Source organism: Acinetobacter endophylla, assembly GCF_053543775.1.
Map to the genome: position 1 here is coordinate 1 of NZ_JBLVOM010000021.1, position 21,017 is coordinate 21,017.

The window sequence follows — 21,017 nt, forward strand, 5'->3', positions numbered from 1 at the left end:
TCAAAACTTCTTATCAGCGATCTACTTAGCATCAACAATCATCTCCATTAATTGATGACACGCCCTAAATTGATGAATACGCCTTTTTCCCGATTTTCAGAATATTTTATCGCGGTGGCGAAAACGGGAAGTTTACGCAAGGCCGCAGATCAATTATTCATTTCCGTGTCTGCAGTACATCGGCAAATTGCTCTGGCTGAAGAAGAACTGGGAATTATGTTATTTGAGCGCTTGCCCAATGGTTTAAAACTGACACTGGCGGGCGAATTACTCTATGCCGATGTTATGAAATGGCAAAAAGAATTCCAGCAAACCCGGATTCGCTTTGATGAAATTCAGGGGCTTACGCGTGGGACCATCGAATTTGGTTTAATTTCTGCCTTGAATGATGGTTTTGTCATGCAGTCCGTGCAATATATGTATGAACATTATCCCTGGATTAATTTTAATATCCGGGTCGCAGACAGTGAAATTGTAGCCAAAAAAGTGATTGAGGCAGATCTGGATTTTGGCCTGATCCTGAATCCAAAATCCCATCAACATATTGAAGTCCTCCATTTTCTGGAACTGCCTTTAGGTTTTGTGATGGGTAAGTCTCATCCTCTTGTTCAAGCAGAAAAGATTTATTTTTCCGATACCTTGAATGACAACCATTTTATTCCGGCCGACCCCCTGATTATTCATGATTATGTACAGGCACTGTATAAACATCATCAATTTATACCCGCACGTAAAACGGAATCGAATGATATCCGCCTGATGAATACTCTCATTAAGGCGAATACCGGGATTGGAATTTTTAGTTATCTCGATGTTTTACCCTATGTCGAGCGAGATGAAGTGGTCTTTAAACCTATCTCTGAAAAAGGGCTGCATCCGCTAACCCTTGCTCTCTGTGTGGCGCCTAAACGCCAGATTTCACGCGTTTCCCAGTTGATGATCAAACATATTATTGAACAAATGGAGGCCTTAAAAAGCAAGGTGCAGCAACTGTAGTATTTTCATACTTAAATAACAAAAACCGCGATGGCTAAAATCGTGGTTTCTCGATATGTGATGCTATTAATGAAACTTAATCCAATGGATTACCCACAATATTGCTAATAATGCCTTTCATAATATGTGGGCCTTGCTCTTTCCGCAGGTCTGCATACCAGTCTTTGGTAATTTGCTCATCTTTCATATGCGTGACATCACAACGCTTACGTGCACGTAGCAGCAATTCATTGGCGCGTTCATTGCGTTTATTCTGATAACGTTTCAGGGCATCTTCCAGACCTAGCGTATTAATTTGTAAGGCACGTGCCAGATAGACCGCATCTTCCATTGCCTGGCAACCTCCCTGCCCGATATCCGGTGTGGTGCTATGTGCCGCATCCCCTAAAATTACCACACGGCCCTTATAAAACTGGTTAAAAGGCTCAATATCATGGATTTCGACACGATTGGTTTTCTGCTCATCAATACTGTCAATCAGGCATTGAACCTGGGAGCACCAGCCAGAGAAATATTGCTTTAATAAGATCTTATATTCCGAATGTTGATTCTCCAGACCTGCGGGCAATGGCACATCAAAGAAGAAATAAAAGCGATGCTCTGCCACAGGCATCAGTGAAGCGCGTTTGCCTTCACCGACAAAAGTGGTCCACTGCTGTGCGGGCGCTAAATCTTCAGAGATCTCAACCAGTCCGTTCCAGTTCACATAGCCAGCATAACGGCGTTCAACCTGTTTGCCCAATACATACTGACGCGTCATGGAATGGGTACCATCTGCGCCAATCAATAATGCTGCAGAAACAGTGCTGCCATCCTGAAAACCGATTTCAACGTGTTGCCCCTTATCCTCAATAGACATCATTTTTTTACCGAGCTGAATATCCTGCCGGCCAAACGCATCCATTAACATATTTTGTAATTCAGCACGCGATACCGGATATGGACGTTGACCGACTTCTTCAATTAACGGCGCCAAACTAAACTGCGTCATGACCTCGCCATTCAAACCATCGATATAGGCTAAGTCATTCATCTGGCCACCTAACTTTGCTACCTGTTCAGTTAAGCCCAGATAGTTCAAACACTTCACCCCGTTTGACCACAAGGAAATTGCAGCACCGACAGGTAAAATCTGTTCTGCCTGCTCATAGATGGTGACCCGATGTCCGAACTTTTTTAGTGCAATTCCTGTGGTTAATCCGCCCATGCCTGCCCCAATAATTGCAATCTCCATCTATTCCTCCTGGCTATTTCATCTTCATTGCCAGCTAAAATGCTAAAAACGTGCCATCCTGAAAAAAATGCACTAAATAAATAGCAAGAGTTGGCACACGCTGTGCTTTTAAATTCCTTCAATGTCCTGTTTTTATAAAGGCAGAAGACCTAAATTTGTATTTATAAAAGTGCATATTCATGTGACGTATACCAATGATGGAAATTTAAGATGGCGACCTTATTAGCTCCAATTTTTGATCTGCCTGCTCCAGTACAGCAGTTAACTAACCTTGCAGATGCCCGAATTGGCGCAGAAATTCTTGAATGTTCAGATGAGTTTTTTGCTGAAGCAAAACGCATGTTGCAATTTGAGGCACCGGTCTTTATCGAAGACAAGTTTGATGAGCATGGCAAATGGATGGATGGCTGGGAAACCCGTCGCAAGCGCCACACGGGCTATGATTGGGCCATCATTAAACTTGCTGTTGCAGGTCAAATACAGGCACTGGATATTGATACGACTTTTTTTAGCGGTAATTATCCGGCCTCTGCTGCTGTGCAAGCATGTTATGCGCCAGATGGAAATCTTGATCAGGCAGAATGGATCAGCATTATAGAAAATAATGTCTTGGGCCCCAGCCAGCATCATATTGTTCAGATTTCAGCAAAGCAGATATTTACCCATGTCCGTTTGAATATTTATCCTGACGGTGGGATTGCACGTTTTAAGGTCTATGGTCAGGTAAAAATCAATCTGCAAGATAGTGATCAAATGCTAGATGTTTTGGCACTAGAACATGGTGGCCGTGTCGTTGCCTATAGCGATGCGCATTTTGGACATCCACGCAATCTGATTAATCCGGGACGTGGCATTAACATGGGCGATGGCTGGGAAACCAAACGGCGTCGTGCTCCAGGATTTGACTGGTGCATTTTGGCTTTAGGCGCCAGTGCCCGAATCGAGAAAATTGAAATTGATACCGCCCATTTTAAAGGTAACTTCCCTGCCGAGGTTTCTATTCAAGCCATCTATGTTAAGGATGCAACCGATGAGCAACTTATTCCACAAAGTATGTTCTGGCCTTTTTTGTTAGAAGCTCAGCCTATGCAAATGGATCATATTCATCATTACATCAATGAGATTTTACAACACGAAAAAATTTCCCACATCCGCGTCAATATGATTCCCGATGGCGGTATTAGCCGGATTCGGCTCTGGGGAAAAGTGGCCTAAATGATGAATAGCATGCATATGCAAAGTATAAAAATACAGCCTTTAAGCACTGAAAGTTTTCTGCCTTTTGGAGAAGTCATTGCCTGTCAGGGTAATCATTATTTTCATATCAATGAGCAGCAGACTGAGCGTTATCATGCCCTGGCTGAAGTAGAAAGTGACACCAAGGTCGGACTGAGTATTTTTAGAAATATGCAAGCTACGGCAATTCCTTTTCAAATCTCAATGCTGGAAAGGCATCCTCTAGGATCACAGGCTTTTATTCCGATGCACGGCCAGCAATTTTTAATCGTTGTAGCGCCTGAACTTGATTATACACAGCCCGATATTAGTCAGATTCAGGTATTTATCAGTGATGGTTCTCAAGGGATAAATTATCGTGCCGGAACCTGGCATCATCCATTATTGACCCTTGAAGCACCCAGCGAGTTTGTCGTAGTGGATCGTATAGGTAGCGGATCAAATTGTGATGTTCATCCTTTTCCTGAAAACATCCAGATCGTATTTTAAACGCATTAAAAAAAGCCCTTTTATCAGGGCTTTTAACTTATTTCTTCATCACTTTGCCTAGAAGTGATATTTCACTAAAGCACTGACATTATTTTCATCGGCATTTGGGATACCGAATTTGTTGTTCCAGATAGAATGTTCAATCCCCAGATATAAATTGGTGTCTGGAGAAATGTGTTTACCGACATTCCATTTCCATTGGGTGGTCCAGTTCATCTCGCTGTCATGAGTATCTTCTTCTGTAGACCAGTCCAAGAAGCCATCCACCAGAAATTCTTCAGTTCCCAGTTTAATTGGCACGCCGTAGGTCAGTGTCAACTGGTAATCATCATCAATATTCTCATTATTCACGCGATAAAGATTAATGCTAGCATAGCGGAAATAGGGAATTTCCAGATCGAAACCTACGCCGTAGAGGAAGTTATCAAAACCTTCTCCACCTTCCCAGGTCGTTGAGACCAGTACATCTTTAACCGGGCCAAAGGCAAGTTTCTGGCCTGACACTTCACCCAAGCTCAAACGTGGTGAAAATTCAAAATAACTTGATTTAAAGTCATCTGCACCGCGCATACGGTCAATGAAGAAGAAGACATCTGCATATTTTACTTTTGCCGTATATTCAAAGGTCGCAGTCGCCTGTTTCTCATCGACCACCTCATAGTTTTCTCCATAAAGTCCGGTGACACTGAAGTCTTGCCAGATCGGTTTTGCCTGTGCGGATGCCGCACCCAATACAAGTAATGTTGCAGCAGTAAGTTGAGTGAATTTCATAAATAAGGGTCCCCAATGGAATGAAAGAATCACATTCTGAATTAAGCAAAAACAAAGCCAACATTTTTAATTTTTGATAAAAAAACAGCCCATTTTCTGGACTGTTTTCATCCTGGTTTAAATTTTCTAATGTGGAATCTTTGCCACAATTTCTGTAGTCGCTGTGCTTTTATTTTTAAATAGGTTCAGATGATTGAACAACAGGTTGAGTAAAATGGCCATTAAGCAGGTTGAGCTAATCCCCGAATGAAACAAGGTTTGCACCCATTTTGGAAAGTTGGCATAAAAGGAATGATCAATAATGGGAATCATGCCGGCTGCAATAGCCGTCGCAACAATGATAAGATTTTTTTGCTCGTTATAATCAATTTTAGCCAAGGTACGAATCCCGCTTGCAGCGACTGTTCCAAAAAGTACCAGACCTGCACCACCTAATACCGGTACAGGAATGGCAGCAATCAAACGTCCCATAATGGGCAGTAAACCCAGCACGACTAAAATCATGCCACCCGCAGCGACCACAAAGCGGCTTTTAATTCCGGTAATCGCCACCAAACCGACATTTTGCGCAAAAGCACTTTGCATGAATGACCCAAAAACAGGCGCCATCGCACTCGATAACATATCGGCACGCAAGCCATTCGAGATACGATCCGCATCCACTTTGGTACCTACAATCTCACCCACTGCAATGATATCTGCTGTGGTTTCGGTCATAATCACGAGAGTAACAATGAGCATGGAAATAATGGCGGTTAACTCAAAAGTCGGTAGTCCAAAGGCGAAGAAGCTAGGTACCTGGATCCAGCTACCAGTCGCAACTTTAGAGAAATCACCAAAACCGAATAAATAAGCCAGTACTGAACCTAAAACAATTGCCAGTAAAATAGACAAGCGACGAATAGCAGCATGTTGGCTCAAATTCAGGCAGACGACTAAAGCCAAGGTCATCAGTGCCAGACCAATATTTTCGACACTTCCCCATTCTGGTGCCTTGGGATTGCCGCCCATCATCCAGCGGACTGCCACCGGTAATAAGGACAAACCAATGATAGTAATGACGCAACCGGTTACCACAGGTGGAAAGAAACGGATAATTTTGGAAAAATAAGGCGCGAGGAAAAAACCGATCAATGAGGCGACAATGACTGCACCGTAGACTGCTTGCAAACCACCGCCTGTAGTCACAATCGCCACCATCGTCGCAACGCCAGCGAAAGAAACCCCTTGTACCAAAGGTAATTTCGCGCCAATATATTTCACCCCAACGGTTTGCAAAATTGTGGCTAAACCACCCACAAATAGGGCCGCTGCAATCAATAATCCAATTTGATAAGCTTTCAGACCGGCTGCTGTTCCCACGATTAAAGGCGGTGCGATAATTCCGCCATACATGGTCAGTACGTGTTGTAAACCATAAGCTGCACTTTTTCCCGCACCTAAATATTCATGTTCAGGTGATATTGTTTTACTTTGCTCTGTCATTTTTCTCACCCTCAAAGTCTAAATATAAAATCAGCTTCCGCGATATGTGGAGTACGCGAATGGGCTGATCAGTAAAGGAATATGAAAATGCTGGGATGCATCTTTTATATAGAAGTGAATGACTGCTTTAGGAAAAAAAGTTTCTAAACCCAAATTTTCAAAATAGGCAGATGTAAAGAACTCAAGACTATAGGCACCCGCTTTAAACTCGGTCATGCTGAAATCACTAACGCGGCCGTCTGCATTGGTTTTTGCTTCAGCAAGCAAGCGACCGTCTTCAGCAAAAAGTCGAACTAATACGTCTGTCGCAGGTTTTCCCAGATGTGTATCTAAAATATGCGTGCTAATCATGCATGAAGCTCCTGAGCCAGTCGTGACAAGGCAATTTCTGCCAGTTGATGATGGACAATACGTTTCTCAATCTCTGGGTCATTTAGCAAACGATAGTTCAGGGCTTGAAGGACGTCTTCACTGCTCAATCCAGCGGCTTTGATCAGAAAGATAAACCCATATTTTTTCTCATAGGCAAGATTGCCTTTAAGTAGAGCGAGCTGGGTATCTTTATCTGCTGTAATACCGGATTGTTCACGATGGGAAAAGTCTTTTTCTATTTCACTTAATTCAGCCTGTGCCTGTTTTTCACCTATACGGGGATGATTATCCAGTGCAGTTTTAATCTCATCCCAACTCCAGGTCGCCGCTTGTTGTTGCGCTGCATTCAAAATATCCTCAAGCGATGCATAAGGACGTTTTGCGGCAAGCTCGGTCGACCAGCTGGGTATTTGCACACAGTGCTTTAAAAAGATCATCGCATCTTCTGTTGATGCTTGATTAAATTCAACAAGTTGCACTCTTCAATCGCCTGATTATATTGCTTGGTTATTTAAAACTGGTTTTGCAATAACAGTGCCAAAGCTGAATTTTTATGATTTTCATAAACTACATGACTCAAAAAAGAGCATTAAACTGATCTTTTCCAATATATTTTATGATTATGGCGCATGATGTTGATACCAGTGCTCGGCAATATCCCCACGGCGGCAAATCCACACTTTGTCATGATTTTGAATGTAGTCCAGAAACTTTTGCAGGGCTTTAAAACGTCCCGGCCGTCCTAAAATACGGCAGTGCATGCCAATCGACAGCATTTTTGGCGCAGTTTCACCTTCGGCATAGAGCACATCAAAAGCATCTTTGAGATATTGATAAAACTGTTCCCCACTATTAAAACCGCCAGGTGAACTGAATTTCATGTCATTGCTATCCAGGCTATAAGGAATAATCAAATGTGGACGTGTTTCCCCCACCTGATTGGTCAAGGTGCTCCAAAATGGCAAGTCATCCCCATAGTAATCAGCGTCATATTTGATTTGAGGAAATTCAGCCAGAAGTTGACGGGTATTCGGACTGTCCCGACCGGTATACCAGCCGATCGGTGCCTCATCAAACAGGCTTTCCAGAACACTGATCGCCTGATCCATATATTGGCGTTCGAGTTCAAGCGGCATGTCCTGATAATGTAGCCAGCGCTGTCCGTGTGAAACCACATCATAATGAGCTGCTTTAATTGCCTCGACCACATAAGGATTACGTATTAAGGCCATGCCGACTCCAAAGATGGTCATTGGCAAACCACGTTTCTGGAACTCCTGATGAATGCGCCAGAAGCCTGCACGTGAACCATATTCGTACATCGAATCCATCGACATATGTTTATCTGGAAAGCTGGCAGCACCAATGATTTCAGATAAAAACTGTTCTGATCCTGTATCACCATGTTCAATGTGGTTTTCCCCACCTTCTTCATAATTCAGTACAAACTGTACCGCGACACGCGCGCCGTTTGGCCATTGCACTTTTGGTGGTTCGCCATGATAACCAATCAGGTCACGCGAATAAGGTGCACTGCGAATGCTGTCAATAAGTTCTTGTCCGCGTAAATAGCTAGTCGTCACATCAATTCCTTGTCGATTCTGAGTAAATGATCAATGGTCTATACGCGTGATAAGCAATTTGTGCGCCAAAGTAGAGCATCGACAGCGCGAACATAGGCTTAAAAAGATTATTTTTAGGGAGATTTAAGCTTAGAAATATCCCATCTCAATATTTGCGTGGTTGAATATAAAAAACCTAGAAAGATGCTTATTTGTTTTCAATCGCCGGTCAGTGTTCTGATTTACGCAATCCTATGTCCTATTAATTGAAATTTCATAGAACACCTTGCTGTTTTATAGTCCAGCTAAAGGTCACGACACAGAACCCATTATGAATACAAATATCGCCACGTTTAGTCCCGACTTACCCGTCCATATGACATTCGAGGAACATGACTGGCATCTTTTGGCTCAGTACTGGTATCCGATTGCACTTGCGCGTGATATTACAGATCAGCCAACAAGTAGCATGCTGCTTGATATGCCTCTGGTGATTTATAAAATGAACGATGAACTGGTGGTGGCGAAAGATGCATGTCCGCATCGCGGTGTACCTTTAAGCTTGGGAAAAAATGACGGCCAAGGCGTGGTGTGTCGTTATCACGGTTTACGCTTTGGCAATGAAGGTAAATGCAACCGTATTCCTGCACATCCTCAGCATAAAATATCGGAACGTTTCCATTTGAAAACTTATGCTGCGGTAGAAAAGTATGGTCTGATCTGGTGTTCATTAAGCGCTACAAAAGATGCAGAACCTCATATTCCTAACATGCCTTTTTGGGATGATGCTGAGTATCAGCAACTGGTCTGCCCTCAGATAGACATTCAATGTTTTGCAGGAAGACAGCTCGAAGGTTTTATTGATGTGGCTCATTTTGCCTGGGTGCATCCAGACACTTTTGGCGATCCGGAGGATGTAAAAGTTCCTGATTACAGTACGACAGAAACGGAGGTCGGTTTTAATGCAGATTATATCAGCAGTGTGGGACGTTATCCGATCGGAATCGAGCAGCGTGGCCAGGAAGATTTTAAATGGTTACGTCATTTTGAAGTGAGCCTACCCTTTACTGCAACACTTACGATTCATTTTCCAAATCATGCCAAGCAGGTCATCATGAATGCGGCTTCACCCATGACTGCGCGTTCAACACGACTTTTTGCACCTATTTGCCGCAATTATGATAAAGATTTACCGGTTGAAGATGCCTATGCCTTTAATATGAAAATTTTCGAGGAAGATCGTGTGATTGTAGAAAATCAGAAACCTGAATATTTACCTCTGGACTTATCTTTAGAAGCGCATTTTCCGGCAGATCGAAGCTCGAGTATGTACCGAAAATTACTACGTAAACGGGGATTTAGTCCTTTATTTGCTGCTTAAAAGTTCATTCAAGTGAAAAAGCGATTATAGGTAGTAAGGGTTAGAGATGCTCTGATATTTAAAAATCAATTGGATTATATCGTGATTTCTATGAGGATACATCTTGTTATATAGCCTCATAAGCCTTGTATTCTGGTGAAGATAAGGCCTTTTAGAACGATAAAGAACTTTAAGAAGATAAAATTAGTTTTTTATTAGAATAGGTATATAATAAATAAAATCACTTTACTTTACTATTTTAATAAAATTATGGATCAATATTGCACACTGCAGATTTATCAGGAAGATGAATGGCTGGATTGCGCTATTGTTGAGATTGTCGGTCAACAACAAACTGGATGGCAAGCAGCCACGCGCACATCATATCTATTTGAATATGCTATTTCTTATATGGACCTAAGCGATGGGCATGCGCTAGCCTATCATTTACCGGTAAATGTGCAAAATACATTGCAATCTACCTGGCCGGCCTTCCTGATGGATTTGTTACCTCAAGGTTATGGTCGTAAAGAATTACTCCGTCAGCTTAATTTTTCTGAAAATACTCAGGAACAAGCAGACTGGGCGCTTTTAAAAGCAGGTGCAGGCAATCCGATAGGTAACTTACGGGTGAAAGAGGCTTATGAATGGCTACAGGGGCAATTCCCTGTTCAGCAGAATCATGGCTTTAGTCTGGACCAAGTCGTAGAACGTCAAGAAAAATTTATTGAATCCTTAGCCTCTTATGGACTTTTTATTGCCGGTTCTTCTGGTATTCAGGGCGAGTGGCCAAAATTACTGTTAACTCAAGGTCACGATGACCTGTTCTATCTGGATCACACGCTGACAGATCATCAGGTCAAGCAGCATTGGCTGGTGAAATTCAGCCGTGGCAGTGATCAGAATTTAGATAAAATTTTGATGCACGAAGCCTTATATATGAAAATTGCCCAGTATCTGGGACTTCGTGTTCATCAGGAACTGGAACTGCATGGCAAGACTTTATTCATTCCCCGATTCGACCGTAAGATCATCGATGGGAAGGTTGAAAGAATTGCCCAGGAAAGTATTGCTTCTCTGGGGGGGAAAGCCGGTTTTGGGGTAAGAATGATCCATAACCAGATCTGTAGCCTGTTGATGCAATGCTGTACTGAACCAAAACAGGAAATCTTTGAATATTTGAAGCGTGATCTTGCCAATGTCGCTTTAGGCAATAAAGACAATCATACCCGTAATACAGCGATTCAACGTTTCAATAATGGAATCATTCAACTAACCCCATTATTTGATTTTGCGCCGATGTGGCTCCATCCAGATGGTATTGCCCGAACTACACGTTGGGAGCGAGATGATCATGGTGGCATGCCAATTTGGCATTCAGTCATTGAACAGATCGCCGAAAGCACGATGATTGATCCACAAGAAATCAAAGCGGTATTAATCGAACAATTACCACTTTATCAGGGGTTACTCGAGCACATGCAACATCTGCAATTGGCACCTGAAATTCTGGAAAATAGCCAGTATCGAATTGATAATATTTGCCAACAATTGGAGGAGCTGAATTATGGATAAACGCTTCAAGCCACTGACTCCGATTCAACAGATGCAAAAGAGATTGTCTGTACTTGAAACCGTCAGTAACAATCCTGACTGGCCTTTTCATCAGGTTGCTCGCTTCATTCGTACCGAGTTGCACCTCACACTCAACGATATGGCTAAAATTACCAAGATTGCTCCCCAGACTCTACAGAAAATGGAACAACCTGAAGGCAATCCAACACTCAAGTCTATGCAGAAATTACTGGATGCTTTTGGTTTAAAGTTAGAAATCAGGGTTAAATCCTGATGATAATCTGATGCTTTAATTGATATTTAGGGGAATTTTAGAGAAGAAGAATGACTTAACAACTGAAAATATGCCCTCCTCCAATCTGTTTATTGAGTCCTTGCTCCATCGCAGGAATCCCGGTTTAAATTAAACACGGGATTCACTGGAGGCTGATATTTTCTCATCAGTTTTTTAATGAATAAGTTTACTTTTTAAACATCATTATGAAGAAATATCAACACAGAGATATTTCATTTCAAGGTATTCATCCATACCGAATTTAGACCCTTCACGGCCTAACCCTGATTGCTTGACTCCACCAAATGGCGCAACTTCATTAGAGATGGCTCCGGTATTAATTCCCACCATGCCGTATTCTAAGGCTTCGCCTACACGCCACTGACGTGCTGTACTTTGGGTAAATACATACGTGGCCAGACCGAATTCTGTATCGTTCGCCATCTGAATCGCTTCTTCTTCAGTCTTGAAGCGGAATAACGGCGCCAACGGTCCAAAAGTTTCTTCTTTTGCTATACGCATCTGCTGGGTAACTTCAGTCAAAAGCGTAGGTTCGAAGAATGTACCGCCCAGATTTGAACGCTGTCCACCGGTTTTCACCTGTGCACCTTTGCTCAATGCATCGGCAATATGTGACTGCACTTTTTCAATCGCAGCCTCATCAATTAATGGACCCTGAGTAGAGGCTTCATCACGGCCATCACCCACTTTCAGCTTGGCAACGGCAGCCACCAGTTTTTCTACCAGCGCATCATAAATGCCATCTTGTACATAAATCCGGTTCGCACACACACAGGTCTGTCCACTGTTCCGGAATTTACTCGCCATGATGCCCTGTACCGCCTGTTCGAGATTGGCATCATCAAAGACCAGAACTGGCGCATTGCCACCAAGTTCTAAGGAGAGTTTTTTGATGGTCGGCGCACATTGCTGCATCAGGATACGACCGACTTGAGTTGAGCCGGTAAAGCTTAACTTTTTCACGGTTTCGCTTTCACATAAGACCTGACCCACTGCAACCGCATCACCACTAACATGCAGCAATACATCTTGTGGCAAACCTGCGCGCAAGGCCAAAACTTCAAGCGCATAGGCGGTTAAAGGTGTTTGTTCAGCCGGTTTAACCAGCATGGAACAGCCAGCAGCCAGAGCTGGCGCGGCTTTACGGGTAATCATCGCCGCCGGGAAATTCCATGGCGTGATTGCAGCTGTTACTCCAATCGCCTGTTTAATGACTAATAAACGTTGATGGGCAAGCGTTGGCGTCAACACGTCACCATCAATACGCCGCGCCTGCTCGGCAAACCAGCGGATAAAGGAAGCGGCATAACCAATTTCACTACGCGCCTCAGCCAGTGGCTTACCCTGTTCAGCAGTCAGAATCTGAGCCAAAGATTCTTTATGTTCCTGCATCAGATTGAACCAGGCCCAAAGCACATCCGCACGTTCGAGGGCTGTCTTGGTTTTCCAGGCTTTTTGGGCTTGCTGAGAACGAGCAATTAGCTGTTCTACAGATGTACGGTCATGGGATTTTACCCAGGCCAAAGTGGCTTGGGTTGCTGCATCTCTGACTTCAATATATTCACCCGTGGCAGGCTGATCGAAGCTGATATCAGGATGCTGTAATAAATCTCTATATTGCGCTTGAAGCATGATCATTACTCTTTCATTAGGCTGCGACAGACAGTGCAAACCCTTGTTTCAAGATAGCCAATCCCGCACGGAACTGTTCTGCCGGAATCGTGAGCGGGTATAGGAAACGGATTACATTACCATAACGACCACAGGTCAGGATTAACAGACCATTTTGCATGGCATGGTTTTGTACAGCTTTTGCCTGTTCCGCAGTTTCCAGCTCAACCGCCACCATTGAACCCAGTGCACGAATATCTTTAACCATGCTAGAAGACATTTTCAGTTCATGTAAAACATCAACCAGTTCTGCGCCTAGATCATTTGCTCTCTCACAAAGACCTTCTTCTTCAATGATATCCAGTACCGCATGGGCAGCCGCGACAGCAATCGGGTTACCTGCATAAGTGCCGCCCAATCCACCTGGATTTGGTGCATCCATGACTTCAGCACGACCTACAACGCCTGAGATCGGGAAACCGCCGCCCAGACTCTTGGCCATCGTGATCAGGTCTGGCTTGGTCTCATAATAATCCATCGCAAACAGTTTACCTGTACGTGCGAAACCAGACTGTACTTCATCAGCAATCAGTAAAATGCCGTTTTGATCGCATAGTACACGCAAGCGTTTCAGGAATTCTGCAGGCACCACATTAAATCCGCCTTCGCCTTGTACAGGCTCAAGCACAATCGCTGCTACGTCATGCGCAGCAATATCTTCTGCGAAAATGTCTTCGATGCTTTGAATTGCATCATCAACACTAATGCCTTTGGATTCCACCGGATAACGGGCATGGAAAACACCACCAGGCATCACCCCAAAGTCGCGTTTATAAGGTGCAGTTTTACCGGTCATGGCCATCGTCATAAATGAGCGGCCATGAAAACCATTGCCAAAAGTCACGATGCCATGACGGCCAGTATGGGCACGGGCAATTTTAACTGCATTTTCGACAGCTTCAGCACCCGTTGAAAAGAAGGAGGTTTTTGCAGCACCCTGGATAGGAGCACGTGCATTGATACGTTCTGCCAGAGCAACGTAGCTCTCGTATGGTACAACCTGATAAGCCGTATGGGTAAATTTGGTTAATTGTTCAGTGACCGCAGCAATAATTTTAGGGTGGCGATGGCCAGTATTCAGTACGGCGATTCCGCCCGCAAAGTCGATATATTGATTGCCTTCTGCATCCCAGATGGTCGAATTTTCTGCTTTCTCTGCGTACCATTGACACATGACCCCAACACCACGTGGTGTCGCCTGCTGTTTACGTGCATTCAGTGCTGAGTGTTTACTGTCCATTTTGTATCCTCATTCTTGATTCATACGTTGTAAATTTTGCTATCCGGATCTTGGGATAGAAATTTGCCAAAGACTGGCTGATATGGTTCATTTTGCGCTTTTATACGTATGAGACGAGAGCCACTTTGCAGCAGATAGAAGGAGCCAATTGATCTATTTAAAACGAGTAAAATAGTCAAAATATAAAATTATTTTATTTATAAACAATTATTTATATTTGCACTAAAAATTGGCTCCTTTTTAAATAAAGAAGCCAATTTAAAAATCCATTGCAAAAATTTAGGATGGGTAATAATCAACTAAATCCAGTCGGTTTAATCAATTAATCCATGGTGCAAAAACTTCGCTTAACCCGGATAGATCCCGCGTTCCTGACGTGCCATTAAAATACGTTCACAAGCCAGAATATAAGCGGCTGTACGCAAAGAACATCCGGCCTGAACTGCTTTTTGCCATACATCCTGTACCGCATTTTTCATGCTGGCATCCATACGCTGGTTAATCTCTTCCTCAGTCCAGAAGTAGCTGGCCAAATCCTGAACCCATTCAAAATAGCTGACCGTCACGCCACCCGCATTGCAGATTACGTCTGGCACCACGGTAATATGACGTTCACTCAGAATTTCATCGGCCTCAGTCAATGTTGGACCATTGGCACCTTCCAGAATCATTTTGGTCTGAATATTTTGCGCGACCTGAGTATTAATCACACCTTCCAGCGCTGCCGGAATAAAGACTTCGGCGGGAATGGTCCAGAAAGCTGATGCAGAAATTTCATCGCTGGTAGAAAATCCCTGAATTTTATGGTGGGTATTTGAGTATTCAAGCAGCTTTTTAATATCAATCCCCTCTTTCTGATACAGAGTGGCAGAATGGTCCTGAACACAGATCACTTTGCTGCCATTTTCCTGGAAAAGCAGCGCAGCTTCACTGCCCACATTACCGAAACCCTGTACACAAACCCGAGCATTTTTTAAATCCAGACCGATTTGCTGGGCAACTTCACGACCGCTAATAAATACGCCGCGACCTGTAGCTTTACTGCGGCCTAAAGACCCCCCTAAATGAACCGGCTTTCCGGTCACTACACCAGTAATCGTAGAACCCGCATTCATGGAAAACGTATCCATCATCCAGGCCATGATTTGCGGATTGGTTCCAACATCCGGCGCCGGAATATCTTTTTGCGGTCCAATAATTAAATTGATTTCTGCCGTATAACGTCGGGTCAAGCGTTCCAGTTCGCGCTTGGAAAGCTGGCTCGGATCAACTCGCACACCGCCTTTGGCACCGCCAAAAGGTAAATTTAGAGCAGCACATTTGATCGTCATCCAGGCCGACAGAGCCATCACCTGATCTAAATTGACATCTGGATGAAAACGCACGCCGCCTTTGCCTGGACCGCGAGTTAAATTGTGCTGAACACGATAGCCTTCAAAATGCTGAACCGTACCATCATCCATGATGACCGGAACATCGACAATCAAACTGCGCTTTGGGCGTCGCAGCATGTCCAGTCGTTCACTCAGCTCACCCAGATAAGGCGCTACTTTATCCAGTTGCTTAAGATAATTGTTCCAGGCCGTTGTACCTTGCTCGGTATAGGTCAATCCTTTCATCATCATGTTCATTCTATGATCCTTTTGTTATATGCAGTCGTATGTCCTGGCGGCTGCAACACATCTCTATTCGGCTGTTATGGCAATCATTGCTTGATTCAGGTCTTAGTTCAGCGAGCTCCAAACAAAATCAGTGTCTAGATTTTCCGCTTTAGTTTTAATCGGTATCTGTGTATATTGCCTGCCCGCCTGTATGCTCGCATTCAAGCCGCAGATAGATGATCAAAACGCATACAAGACACTTTACAATGACTGCCTGATCAGACTATTTTGCACCTAGCAATACCGCTCTCACGAGAGCCATTTCAAATTTGTAGGAGAGAGCCAATTGCGTAGCTTGCTTGGAGATTATTTACTGCAGCGATTGCAGCAAGATGTCACAGGAACATTACAGATGCGACTGTTCCGCTGCTTGCGTAACGCGATTATTGATAGCGTATTGGCTCCCAAAACCCGCTTGCCTGCATCGCGTGATCTGGCCAAAGAAATTCAGGTATCACGTAATACGGTTTTAAATGCCTATGAACAGTTACAGGCACAAGGTTATGTTGATGCGCGTACCGGCCAAGGTACCTGGGTGGTAGAGAAATTACCTGAATCCTTTTTGGTGAAGGTAGAACAAAGCTCTCCTGCGGTTGCGGAAAAAAAAGCGCAGCAAAATTATAATCTGTCGCAACGCGGTTCTTACTTACTCGGCTATTCCGCAGCTTCGCCTTATCAATGGGGAGCCTTTGTACCGGGTGCACCCGATGTAACCGAATTTCCGCATCATATTTTCAGCAAAATCCAAACGCGTTTGAGCCGTGAACCTCAAGTCAATAACCTGATTTACAGCAATGCCGGTGGCTCCCTGGAACTGCGTCAGGAGTTGGCGGAATATCTGAAAATTGCCCGTTCAGTGCAGTGCGATGCTGATCAGATCATTATTACCGAAGGCACCCATCAGGCAATTGACCTGGTTTCGCGTACTTTAAGCGACATAGGCGATGAGGTCTGGATCGAAGATCCGGCCTATTGGGGCGCGCGTAATATTTTACGAATTAATGGCGTCAATCTGCGTTCCTTACCGGTGGATCAGGAAGGGATTATTCCCGATCTGCATCCCAAGAAACCACCTAAACTGATTTTTGTGACGCCGTCGCATCAGTATCCTTTGGGCTCACATTTAAGTTTGGAACGGCGCAAACAGTTAATTGCACTCGCACGCCAACACAATAGCTGGATTGTTGAAGATGATTATGACAGCGAGTTCAGGTTCTCGGGCCAGCCCTATCCTTCTTTACAAGGTTTGGAGCCAGATTCTCCGGTGATTTATATGGGGACGTTTAGTAAGACCATTTATCCGGCTCTGCGCATTGGCTATTTAGTGGTACCAAAACAGCTGTTTTCTTCATTGCGAATTGTGGCCTCGGAACTTTATCGTGGTGGTCACTTAATCGATCAGCAAACACTGGCTGAATTTATCCGTGAAGGACATTATGAGGCGCATATCCGACGGATGCGTTTATTGTATGGCAAACGCCACGCTTTTTTAATTGACCTGATTCGCCGACATTTAGGTGAAGATTTTCTGCATGAATACAATACCGCCGCCGGTTTGCATCTGATTTTAAAATTGCCCAGCAGCAGTGATGATGTCTTGATTGCATCCAAAGCGCTTGAACTAGGAATCAAGGTCAGAGCCTTATCGCAATACTATACCAAACATTATTCCACCCGGCAGAAAGGATTATTACTGGGCTTTGCCTGTGTGAGTGAACAGGAAATTCTGGTGGCTTTCGGGATATTGTTAAAGTGCTTGCGCGAGCATGGGATCCGCACTTTAACTTAGTAAAAACTCAGGGATCAATACAATTATATTTTTAAAATCAAAAAGCTTTTAATTTATTTTTAAAGGGAACGTAAACCTGCTTTTAGCCTGATATTTTAGGTAAGCTTTATTTTTCTGTAAATATTGCCTGCTTATATTTTTTATCTCTTAAGCCAATTGGCTCCTTTGAATTGCTCAAAAATGGCTCTCGTCACTTTACAACAAAAAAGAGAAATTAACCGCATACATGAACAGCATGTAACCGTACTTTAATCAAAGTGTGATCCTGTCTATAGGGCTACAAGGATTCATTTTATTAAGATTAACTTAATATTGGTCAAGCACTGATGAATTCGGTTACAGTTTCAAAGGATAAGATAGCGTAAGCCAAATAAGGAATTTTATTGCCGCTACGCTATTGATATTAAGGGAAATTATATGGCAGAACATCAACATTTCTCCAATTCCGAATCATCAAACGGCTTAAAAAACGGACTTAAATCACGCCATCTCACCATGATTTCAATTGCCGGTGTCATTGGTGGAGCACTCTTTGTCGGCTCCGGTAATGTCATCTATTCTGCAGGACCGGCTGCACTCATTGCCTATACTCTAGGTGGAATATTAGTTTTACTCATCATGCGTATGCTGGGAGAAATGGCGGTACTGAATCCCGACAGTGGTTCATTTTCAACCTATGCGGATCGTGGAATCGGGCGCTGGGCTGGATTTTCTATCGGCTGGTTATACTGGTCTTTCTGGACGTTGCTCATGGGCTGGGAAGCCTTTGTTGCCGGGAAAATCCTAAATAGCTGGTTTCCATTTATCCCGATCTGGGGCTATATGCTTCTGGTCACTGTAGCACTGGTCTGGATCAATCTCCGTGACGTAAAAAACTTTGGTGAATTCGAGTTCTGGTTTGCCCTGATTAAAGTTATTGCCATTGTACTGTTCCTGGTATTTGGCAGTCTGGCCGTGATGCACCTTTGGCCTTGGGGTGATGCCTCTATGCTCGGCGGTACGACTCATCTAACCGCTCAAGGCTTTATGCCAAATGGCTTTTCATCCGTCATCACAGCCTTATTGGGTGTAATGTTTGCTTATATGGGCGCAGAGATTGTCACCGTAGCAGCAGCTGAAACCAAAGATCCCGCCAAGGAAATTCGTAAGGCCACTAATTCAATTGTATGGCGTATCATTTTATTCTATGTCGGTTCAATGCTGATCACAGTTTGCCTGATTCCACACAATAATCCTTTATTGAAAGATCCGACCTGGGGTACGTATAGTGTGGCCCTTACCGCACTCGGTATTCCGGAAGCGCGCCATATTGTTAATTTTGTCGTGCTCACCTCGGTATGTAGCTGCTTTAACTCCGCACTTTATACCTGTTCACGCATGGTCTATTCCCTCTCGAAACGTGGAGATGCACCAAAGAGTTTTGGTTTAACCAACCGCAATAACAGCCCATGGGTAGGTGTCATTTTTTCAAGCCTGTTTTCTTTCGTGGCGATCTATCTGACTGCCACCGAAAGTATGAATATTTATGATGTCTTGATGTTAGCGACTGGTACCGTATCTTTATATGTTTATCTGGCGATTGCCATTTCTCAGCTTAAGTTACGTAAAAAACTGGAAGCTGAAGGACAAAATATTCCATTCAAGATGTGGTTATTCCCATGGTTAACTTATCTGGTCATTATCTTTATTGTGGGTGCTTTAATTACCATGATTATTGAAGGAACCTATTTTAAAGAAGTGGTTTATACCAGTGTGCTTGCATTATTTATTGTGGGCTTAGGCATCTGTGCACAAAAGTTTAACTGGGGTAAAGCCTCAGCCAAAAAGGAAAAGGCAGCACAGGCTAGAATTAATTTAAGTGATAATCTTTAAATTTATTTCTATAGAAATTTTTCAAATACATCAGAATGAATAAATGGAGAGTTAAAAAACTCTCTATTTTTCTTATATATTCCCAGAAAAAGATGCTTATCTATGTCTAGATTTTAAATCTCCGTTGATACCTCACCTTTCCTAATCAAATTTCACCTTTCAAGACCACCTCAGCTATCAAAGTGTAGCCAGAAGCTGTTTCATCAGCTTTTTCTGTTCTGGTTGCTCAACCTGATCCGTTTCAACGAATAATTGATAAATCTCGAATACATTCTGTTATGAAATGTTGAGTCCAGCCTCATTTTGCCTAAAAGCTTCTAATATATTTTTTCTTATATGGCCACAATCATTGGAATTGGAAAAGATATGAATCATTATCCTGAAACCCCAGCTTCAACTGAAACACAAGACCATCAACCGGGTGTACAAACCAAAATGGACCCTGCACCGGAAATTATTAAACCGCATTATAAAGGCAGTGAAAAATTAAAAGGCAAAGTTGCCTTGATTACTGGTGGTGATAGCGGAATTGGCCGCTCTGTATCGGTCTTATTTGCCCGCGAAGGTGCAGATATCGCTATTTGCTATCTGGATGAAGATCAGGATGCACGGGACACCAAAAAAATGGTGGAAGATGAAGGCCGACGTTGCCTGCTGATTCAATGTGATTTACAGGATCAAGATGAAATCAAGAAAATGGTGGAACAGACCCTTCAGGAATTTAAAACGATTAATATTCTGGTCAATAATGCCGGGGTTCAGTATCCGCAAGAAAGTATTAGCGATATCTCGCCCGAGCAATTACTTAAAACATTTAATGTGAATATTCTGTCGATGTTTCACCTGACTCAGGCGGTGATTCCGCATATGCAAGAAGGTGACAGCATTATCAATACGACAAGTATTACCAGTTATCACGGACATGATCAGCTGATTGACTATGCCAGTACCAAAGGGGCCATCACTACATTTACCCGAAGCCTTTCCACCAATTTATTAAAAAATAAAACGGGCATTCGCGTCAATGGAGTCGCGCCAGGTCCTATCTGGACACCACTCATTCCGAGCAGCTTTGATGAAGAGCAGCTTAAAGATTTTGGTAAAAGTACCCCAATGGGCCGCATGGGCCAGCCAAGTGAAGTAGCACCGGCGTATTTATTTCTGGCCAGTGAAGAAGCTAGCTATATTTCAGGTCAGGTGATTCATGTGAATGGCGGCAGTATTATTAACGGCTAATCGGACAAAGAAGATAGCGGTTCTAGTTGACCGTTATCTTCATCTATTTAATCTTTAGATTTTCATATTTTTTAAAAATTTTGTTTTTATAGGGTCTGTTGACATTTCAAGTATAGAATTTACCCGATAAAGGTAGCCAAATAAATATACAAGCTAATGCAACTGCCCCCTCA

The 21,017-nt window shown here is 43.3% G+C and carries 18 protein-coding genes; 9 read left to right on the top strand and 9 right to left on the bottom strand.

Features of this window, described 5'->3' with window-relative positions:
* Positions 1-72 precede the first annotated feature (72 nt).
* Entirely contained in the window at positions 73-996 is a 924-nt protein-coding gene (locus tag ACNPNW_RS02950) for a LysR family transcriptional regulator (protein WP_086044846.1), read from the top strand.
* 76 nt (positions 997-1,072) lie between these two features.
* Here ACNPNW_RS02950 and hpxO read toward each other — a convergent pair whose 3' ends face one another.
* Positions 1,073-2,230 carry an FAD-dependent urate hydroxylase HpxO gene (hpxO, locus tag ACNPNW_RS02955; RefSeq protein WP_086044845.1) on the bottom strand — a complete coding sequence of 386 codons (1,158 nt, stop codon included), beginning with the start codon at positions 2,228-2,230 and terminating at the stop codon, positions 1,073-1,075.
* Between the two features lie 210 nt (positions 2,231-2,440).
* Here hpxO and alc point away from each other — a divergent pair, with 210 nt between their 5' ends.
* Together alc and ACNPNW_RS02965 are read left to right on the top strand one after the other, a co-directional pair.
* The gene (gene alc / locus ACNPNW_RS02960; protein WP_448766498.1) at positions 2,441-3,445 is read left to right on the top strand and encodes an allantoicase; all 1,005 of its coding nucleotides are present in this window, start codon (positions 2,441-2,443) and stop codon (positions 3,443-3,445) included.
* A gap of 12 nt (positions 3,446-3,457) precedes the next feature.
* On the top strand, positions 3,458-3,955 hold the full coding sequence (locus ACNPNW_RS02965) for an ureidoglycolate lyase (protein ID WP_448766499.1): 498 nt from the start codon (positions 3,458-3,460) through the stop codon (positions 3,953-3,955).
* Positions 3,956-4,012: 57 nt separating this feature from the next.
* On the opposite strand, the gene ACNPNW_RS02970 is transcribed toward ACNPNW_RS02965, so the two are convergent.
* The 5 genes from ACNPNW_RS02970 to puuE all read right to left on the bottom strand — a co-directional run bounded on the left by ACNPNW_RS02970 (position 4,013) and on the right by puuE (position 8,166).
* On the bottom strand, positions 4,013-4,726 hold the full coding sequence (locus tag ACNPNW_RS02970; RefSeq protein WP_114541707.1) for an outer membrane protein OmpK: 714 nt from the start codon (positions 4,724-4,726) through the stop codon (positions 4,013-4,015).
* Positions 4,727-4,852: 126 nt separating this feature from the next.
* On the bottom strand, positions 4,853-6,211 hold the full coding sequence (locus ACNPNW_RS02975) for a nucleobase:cation symporter-2 family protein (protein WP_448766500.1): 1,359 nt from the start codon (positions 6,209-6,211) through the stop codon (positions 4,853-4,855).
* Positions 6,212-6,241: 30 nt separating this feature from the next.
* On the bottom strand, positions 6,242-6,562 hold the full coding sequence (gene uraH, locus ACNPNW_RS02980) for a hydroxyisourate hydrolase (protein WP_448766501.1): 321 nt from the start codon (positions 6,560-6,562) through the stop codon (positions 6,242-6,244).
* Positions 6,559-7,062: a 2-oxo-4-hydroxy-4-carboxy-5-ureidoimidazoline decarboxylase gene (uraD, locus tag ACNPNW_RS02985; protein ID WP_004729754.1), complete on the bottom strand. Its 504-nt coding sequence runs from the start codon at positions 7,060-7,062 to the stop codon at positions 6,559-6,561. The genes uraH and uraD overlap by 4 nt, the downstream gene beginning before the upstream one ends.
* A gap of 141 nt (positions 7,063-7,203) precedes the next feature.
* Entirely contained in the window at positions 7,204-8,166 is a 963-nt protein-coding gene (puuE, locus tag ACNPNW_RS02990) for an allantoinase PuuE (RefSeq protein ID WP_448766502.1), read from the bottom strand.
* Between the two features lie 310 nt (positions 8,167-8,476).
* Here puuE and ACNPNW_RS02995 point away from each other — a divergent pair, with 310 nt between their 5' ends.
* The 3 genes from ACNPNW_RS02995 to relB all read left to right on the top strand — a co-directional run bounded on the left by ACNPNW_RS02995 (position 8,477) and on the right by relB (position 11,354).
* Positions 8,477-9,526 carry a Rieske 2Fe-2S domain-containing protein gene (locus tag ACNPNW_RS02995; RefSeq protein WP_448766503.1) on the top strand — a complete coding sequence of 350 codons (1,050 nt, stop codon included), beginning with the start codon at positions 8,477-8,479 and terminating at the stop codon, positions 9,524-9,526.
* Between the two features lie 249 nt (positions 9,527-9,775).
* Entirely contained in the window at positions 9,776-11,080 is a 1,305-nt protein-coding gene (locus tag ACNPNW_RS03000; RefSeq protein ID WP_448766504.1) for a type II toxin-antitoxin system HipA family toxin, read from the top strand.
* Positions 11,073-11,354 (top strand): type II toxin-antitoxin system RelB family anti-toxin, encoded by a 282-nt coding sequence (relB, locus tag ACNPNW_RS03005; protein ID WP_004280265.1) that lies wholly within the window; start codon positions 11,073-11,075, stop codon positions 11,352-11,354. Before ACNPNW_RS03000 ends, relB begins: the two co-directional genes overlap by 8 nt.
* Positions 11,355-11,558: 204 nt before the next feature.
* Here relB and ACNPNW_RS03010 read toward each other — a convergent pair whose 3' ends face one another.
* The 3 genes from ACNPNW_RS03010 to ACNPNW_RS03020 form a co-directional block, all read right to left on the bottom strand.
* Positions 11,559-13,007 carry an NAD-dependent succinate-semialdehyde dehydrogenase gene (locus ACNPNW_RS03010; RefSeq protein ID WP_448766507.1) on the bottom strand — a complete coding sequence of 483 codons (1,449 nt, stop codon included), beginning with the start codon at positions 13,005-13,007 and terminating at the stop codon, positions 11,559-11,561.
* Positions 13,008-13,023: 16 nt separating this feature from the next.
* Positions 13,024-14,286, bottom strand: a complete 1,263-nt coding sequence (gene gabT, locus ACNPNW_RS03015; RefSeq protein ID WP_448766505.1) for a 4-aminobutyrate--2-oxoglutarate transaminase — start codon at positions 14,284-14,286, stop codon at positions 13,024-13,026.
* A 347-nt stretch (positions 14,287-14,633) separates the two neighbouring features.
* On the bottom strand, positions 14,634-15,905 hold the full coding sequence (locus ACNPNW_RS03020) for a Glu/Leu/Phe/Val family dehydrogenase (protein ID WP_448766508.1): 1,272 nt from the start codon (positions 15,903-15,905) through the stop codon (positions 14,634-14,636).
* A 328-nt stretch (positions 15,906-16,233) separates the two neighbouring features.
* Here ACNPNW_RS03020 and pdxR point away from each other — a divergent pair, with 328 nt between their 5' ends.
* The 3 genes from pdxR (at position 16,234) to ACNPNW_RS03035 (ending at position 20,844) form a co-directional block, all read left to right on the top strand.
* Positions 16,234-17,736 (top strand): MocR-like pyridoxine biosynthesis transcription factor PdxR, encoded by a 1,503-nt coding sequence (pdxR, locus tag ACNPNW_RS03025; RefSeq protein WP_180180703.1) that lies wholly within the window; start codon positions 16,234-16,236, stop codon positions 17,734-17,736.
* Positions 17,737-18,153: 417 nt separating this feature from the next.
* Positions 18,154-19,608 carry an amino acid permease gene (locus ACNPNW_RS03030; protein WP_448766506.1) on the top strand — a complete coding sequence of 485 codons (1,455 nt, stop codon included), beginning with the start codon at positions 18,154-18,156 and terminating at the stop codon, positions 19,606-19,608.
* A gap of 366 nt (positions 19,609-19,974) precedes the next feature.
* Positions 19,975-20,844 (top strand): SDR family oxidoreductase, encoded by an 870-nt coding sequence (locus tag ACNPNW_RS03035; RefSeq protein ID WP_004730928.1) that lies wholly within the window; start codon positions 19,975-19,977, stop codon positions 20,842-20,844.
* Positions 20,845-21,017 lie beyond the last annotated feature (173 nt).

Coding starts and splice junctions, on each gene's coding strand:
- ACNPNW_RS02975 (WP_448766500.1), bottom strand. CDS start 6,211: ATGACAGAGCAAAGTAAAACAATATCACCTGAACATGAATATTTAGGT.
- uraH (WP_448766501.1), bottom strand. CDS start 6,562: ATGATTAGCACGCATATTTTAGATACACATCTGGGAAAACCTGCGACA.
- alc (WP_448766498.1), top strand. CDS start 2,441: ATGGCGACCTTATTAGCTCCAATTTTTGATCTGCCTGCTCCAGTACAG.
- relB (WP_004280265.1), top strand. CDS start 11,073: ATGGATAAACGCTTCAAGCCACTGACTCCGATTCAACAGATGCAAAAG.
- hpxO (WP_086044845.1), bottom strand. CDS start 2,230: ATGGAGATTGCAATTATTGGGGCAGGCATGGGCGGATTAACCACAGGA.
- ACNPNW_RS02965 (WP_448766499.1), top strand. CDS start 3,458: ATGCATATGCAAAGTATAAAAATACAGCCTTTAAGCACTGAAAGTTTT.
- ACNPNW_RS03020 (WP_448766508.1), bottom strand. CDS start 15,905: ATGAAAGGATTGACCTATACCGAGCAAGGTACAACGGCCTGGAACAAT.
- ACNPNW_RS03035 (WP_004730928.1), top strand. CDS start 19,975: ATGAATCATTATCCTGAAACCCCAGCTTCAACTGAAACACAAGACCAT.
- ACNPNW_RS02995 (WP_448766503.1), top strand. CDS start 8,477: ATGAATACAAATATCGCCACGTTTAGTCCCGACTTACCCGTCCATATG.
- ACNPNW_RS03000 (WP_448766504.1), top strand. CDS start 9,776: ATGGATCAATATTGCACACTGCAGATTTATCAGGAAGATGAATGGCTG.
- ACNPNW_RS03030 (WP_448766506.1), top strand. CDS start 18,154: ATGGCAGAACATCAACATTTCTCCAATTCCGAATCATCAAACGGCTTA.
- gabT (WP_448766505.1), bottom strand. CDS start 14,286: ATGGACAGTAAACACTCAGCACTGAATGCACGTAAACAGCAGGCGACA.
- ACNPNW_RS02950 (WP_086044846.1), top strand. CDS start 73: ATGAATACGCCTTTTTCCCGATTTTCAGAATATTTTATCGCGGTGGCG.
- ACNPNW_RS03010 (WP_448766507.1), bottom strand. CDS start 13,007: ATGCTTCAAGCGCAATATAGAGATTTATTACAGCATCCTGATATCAGC.
- ACNPNW_RS02970 (WP_114541707.1), bottom strand. CDS start 4,726: ATGAAATTCACTCAACTTACTGCTGCAACATTACTTGTATTGGGTGCG.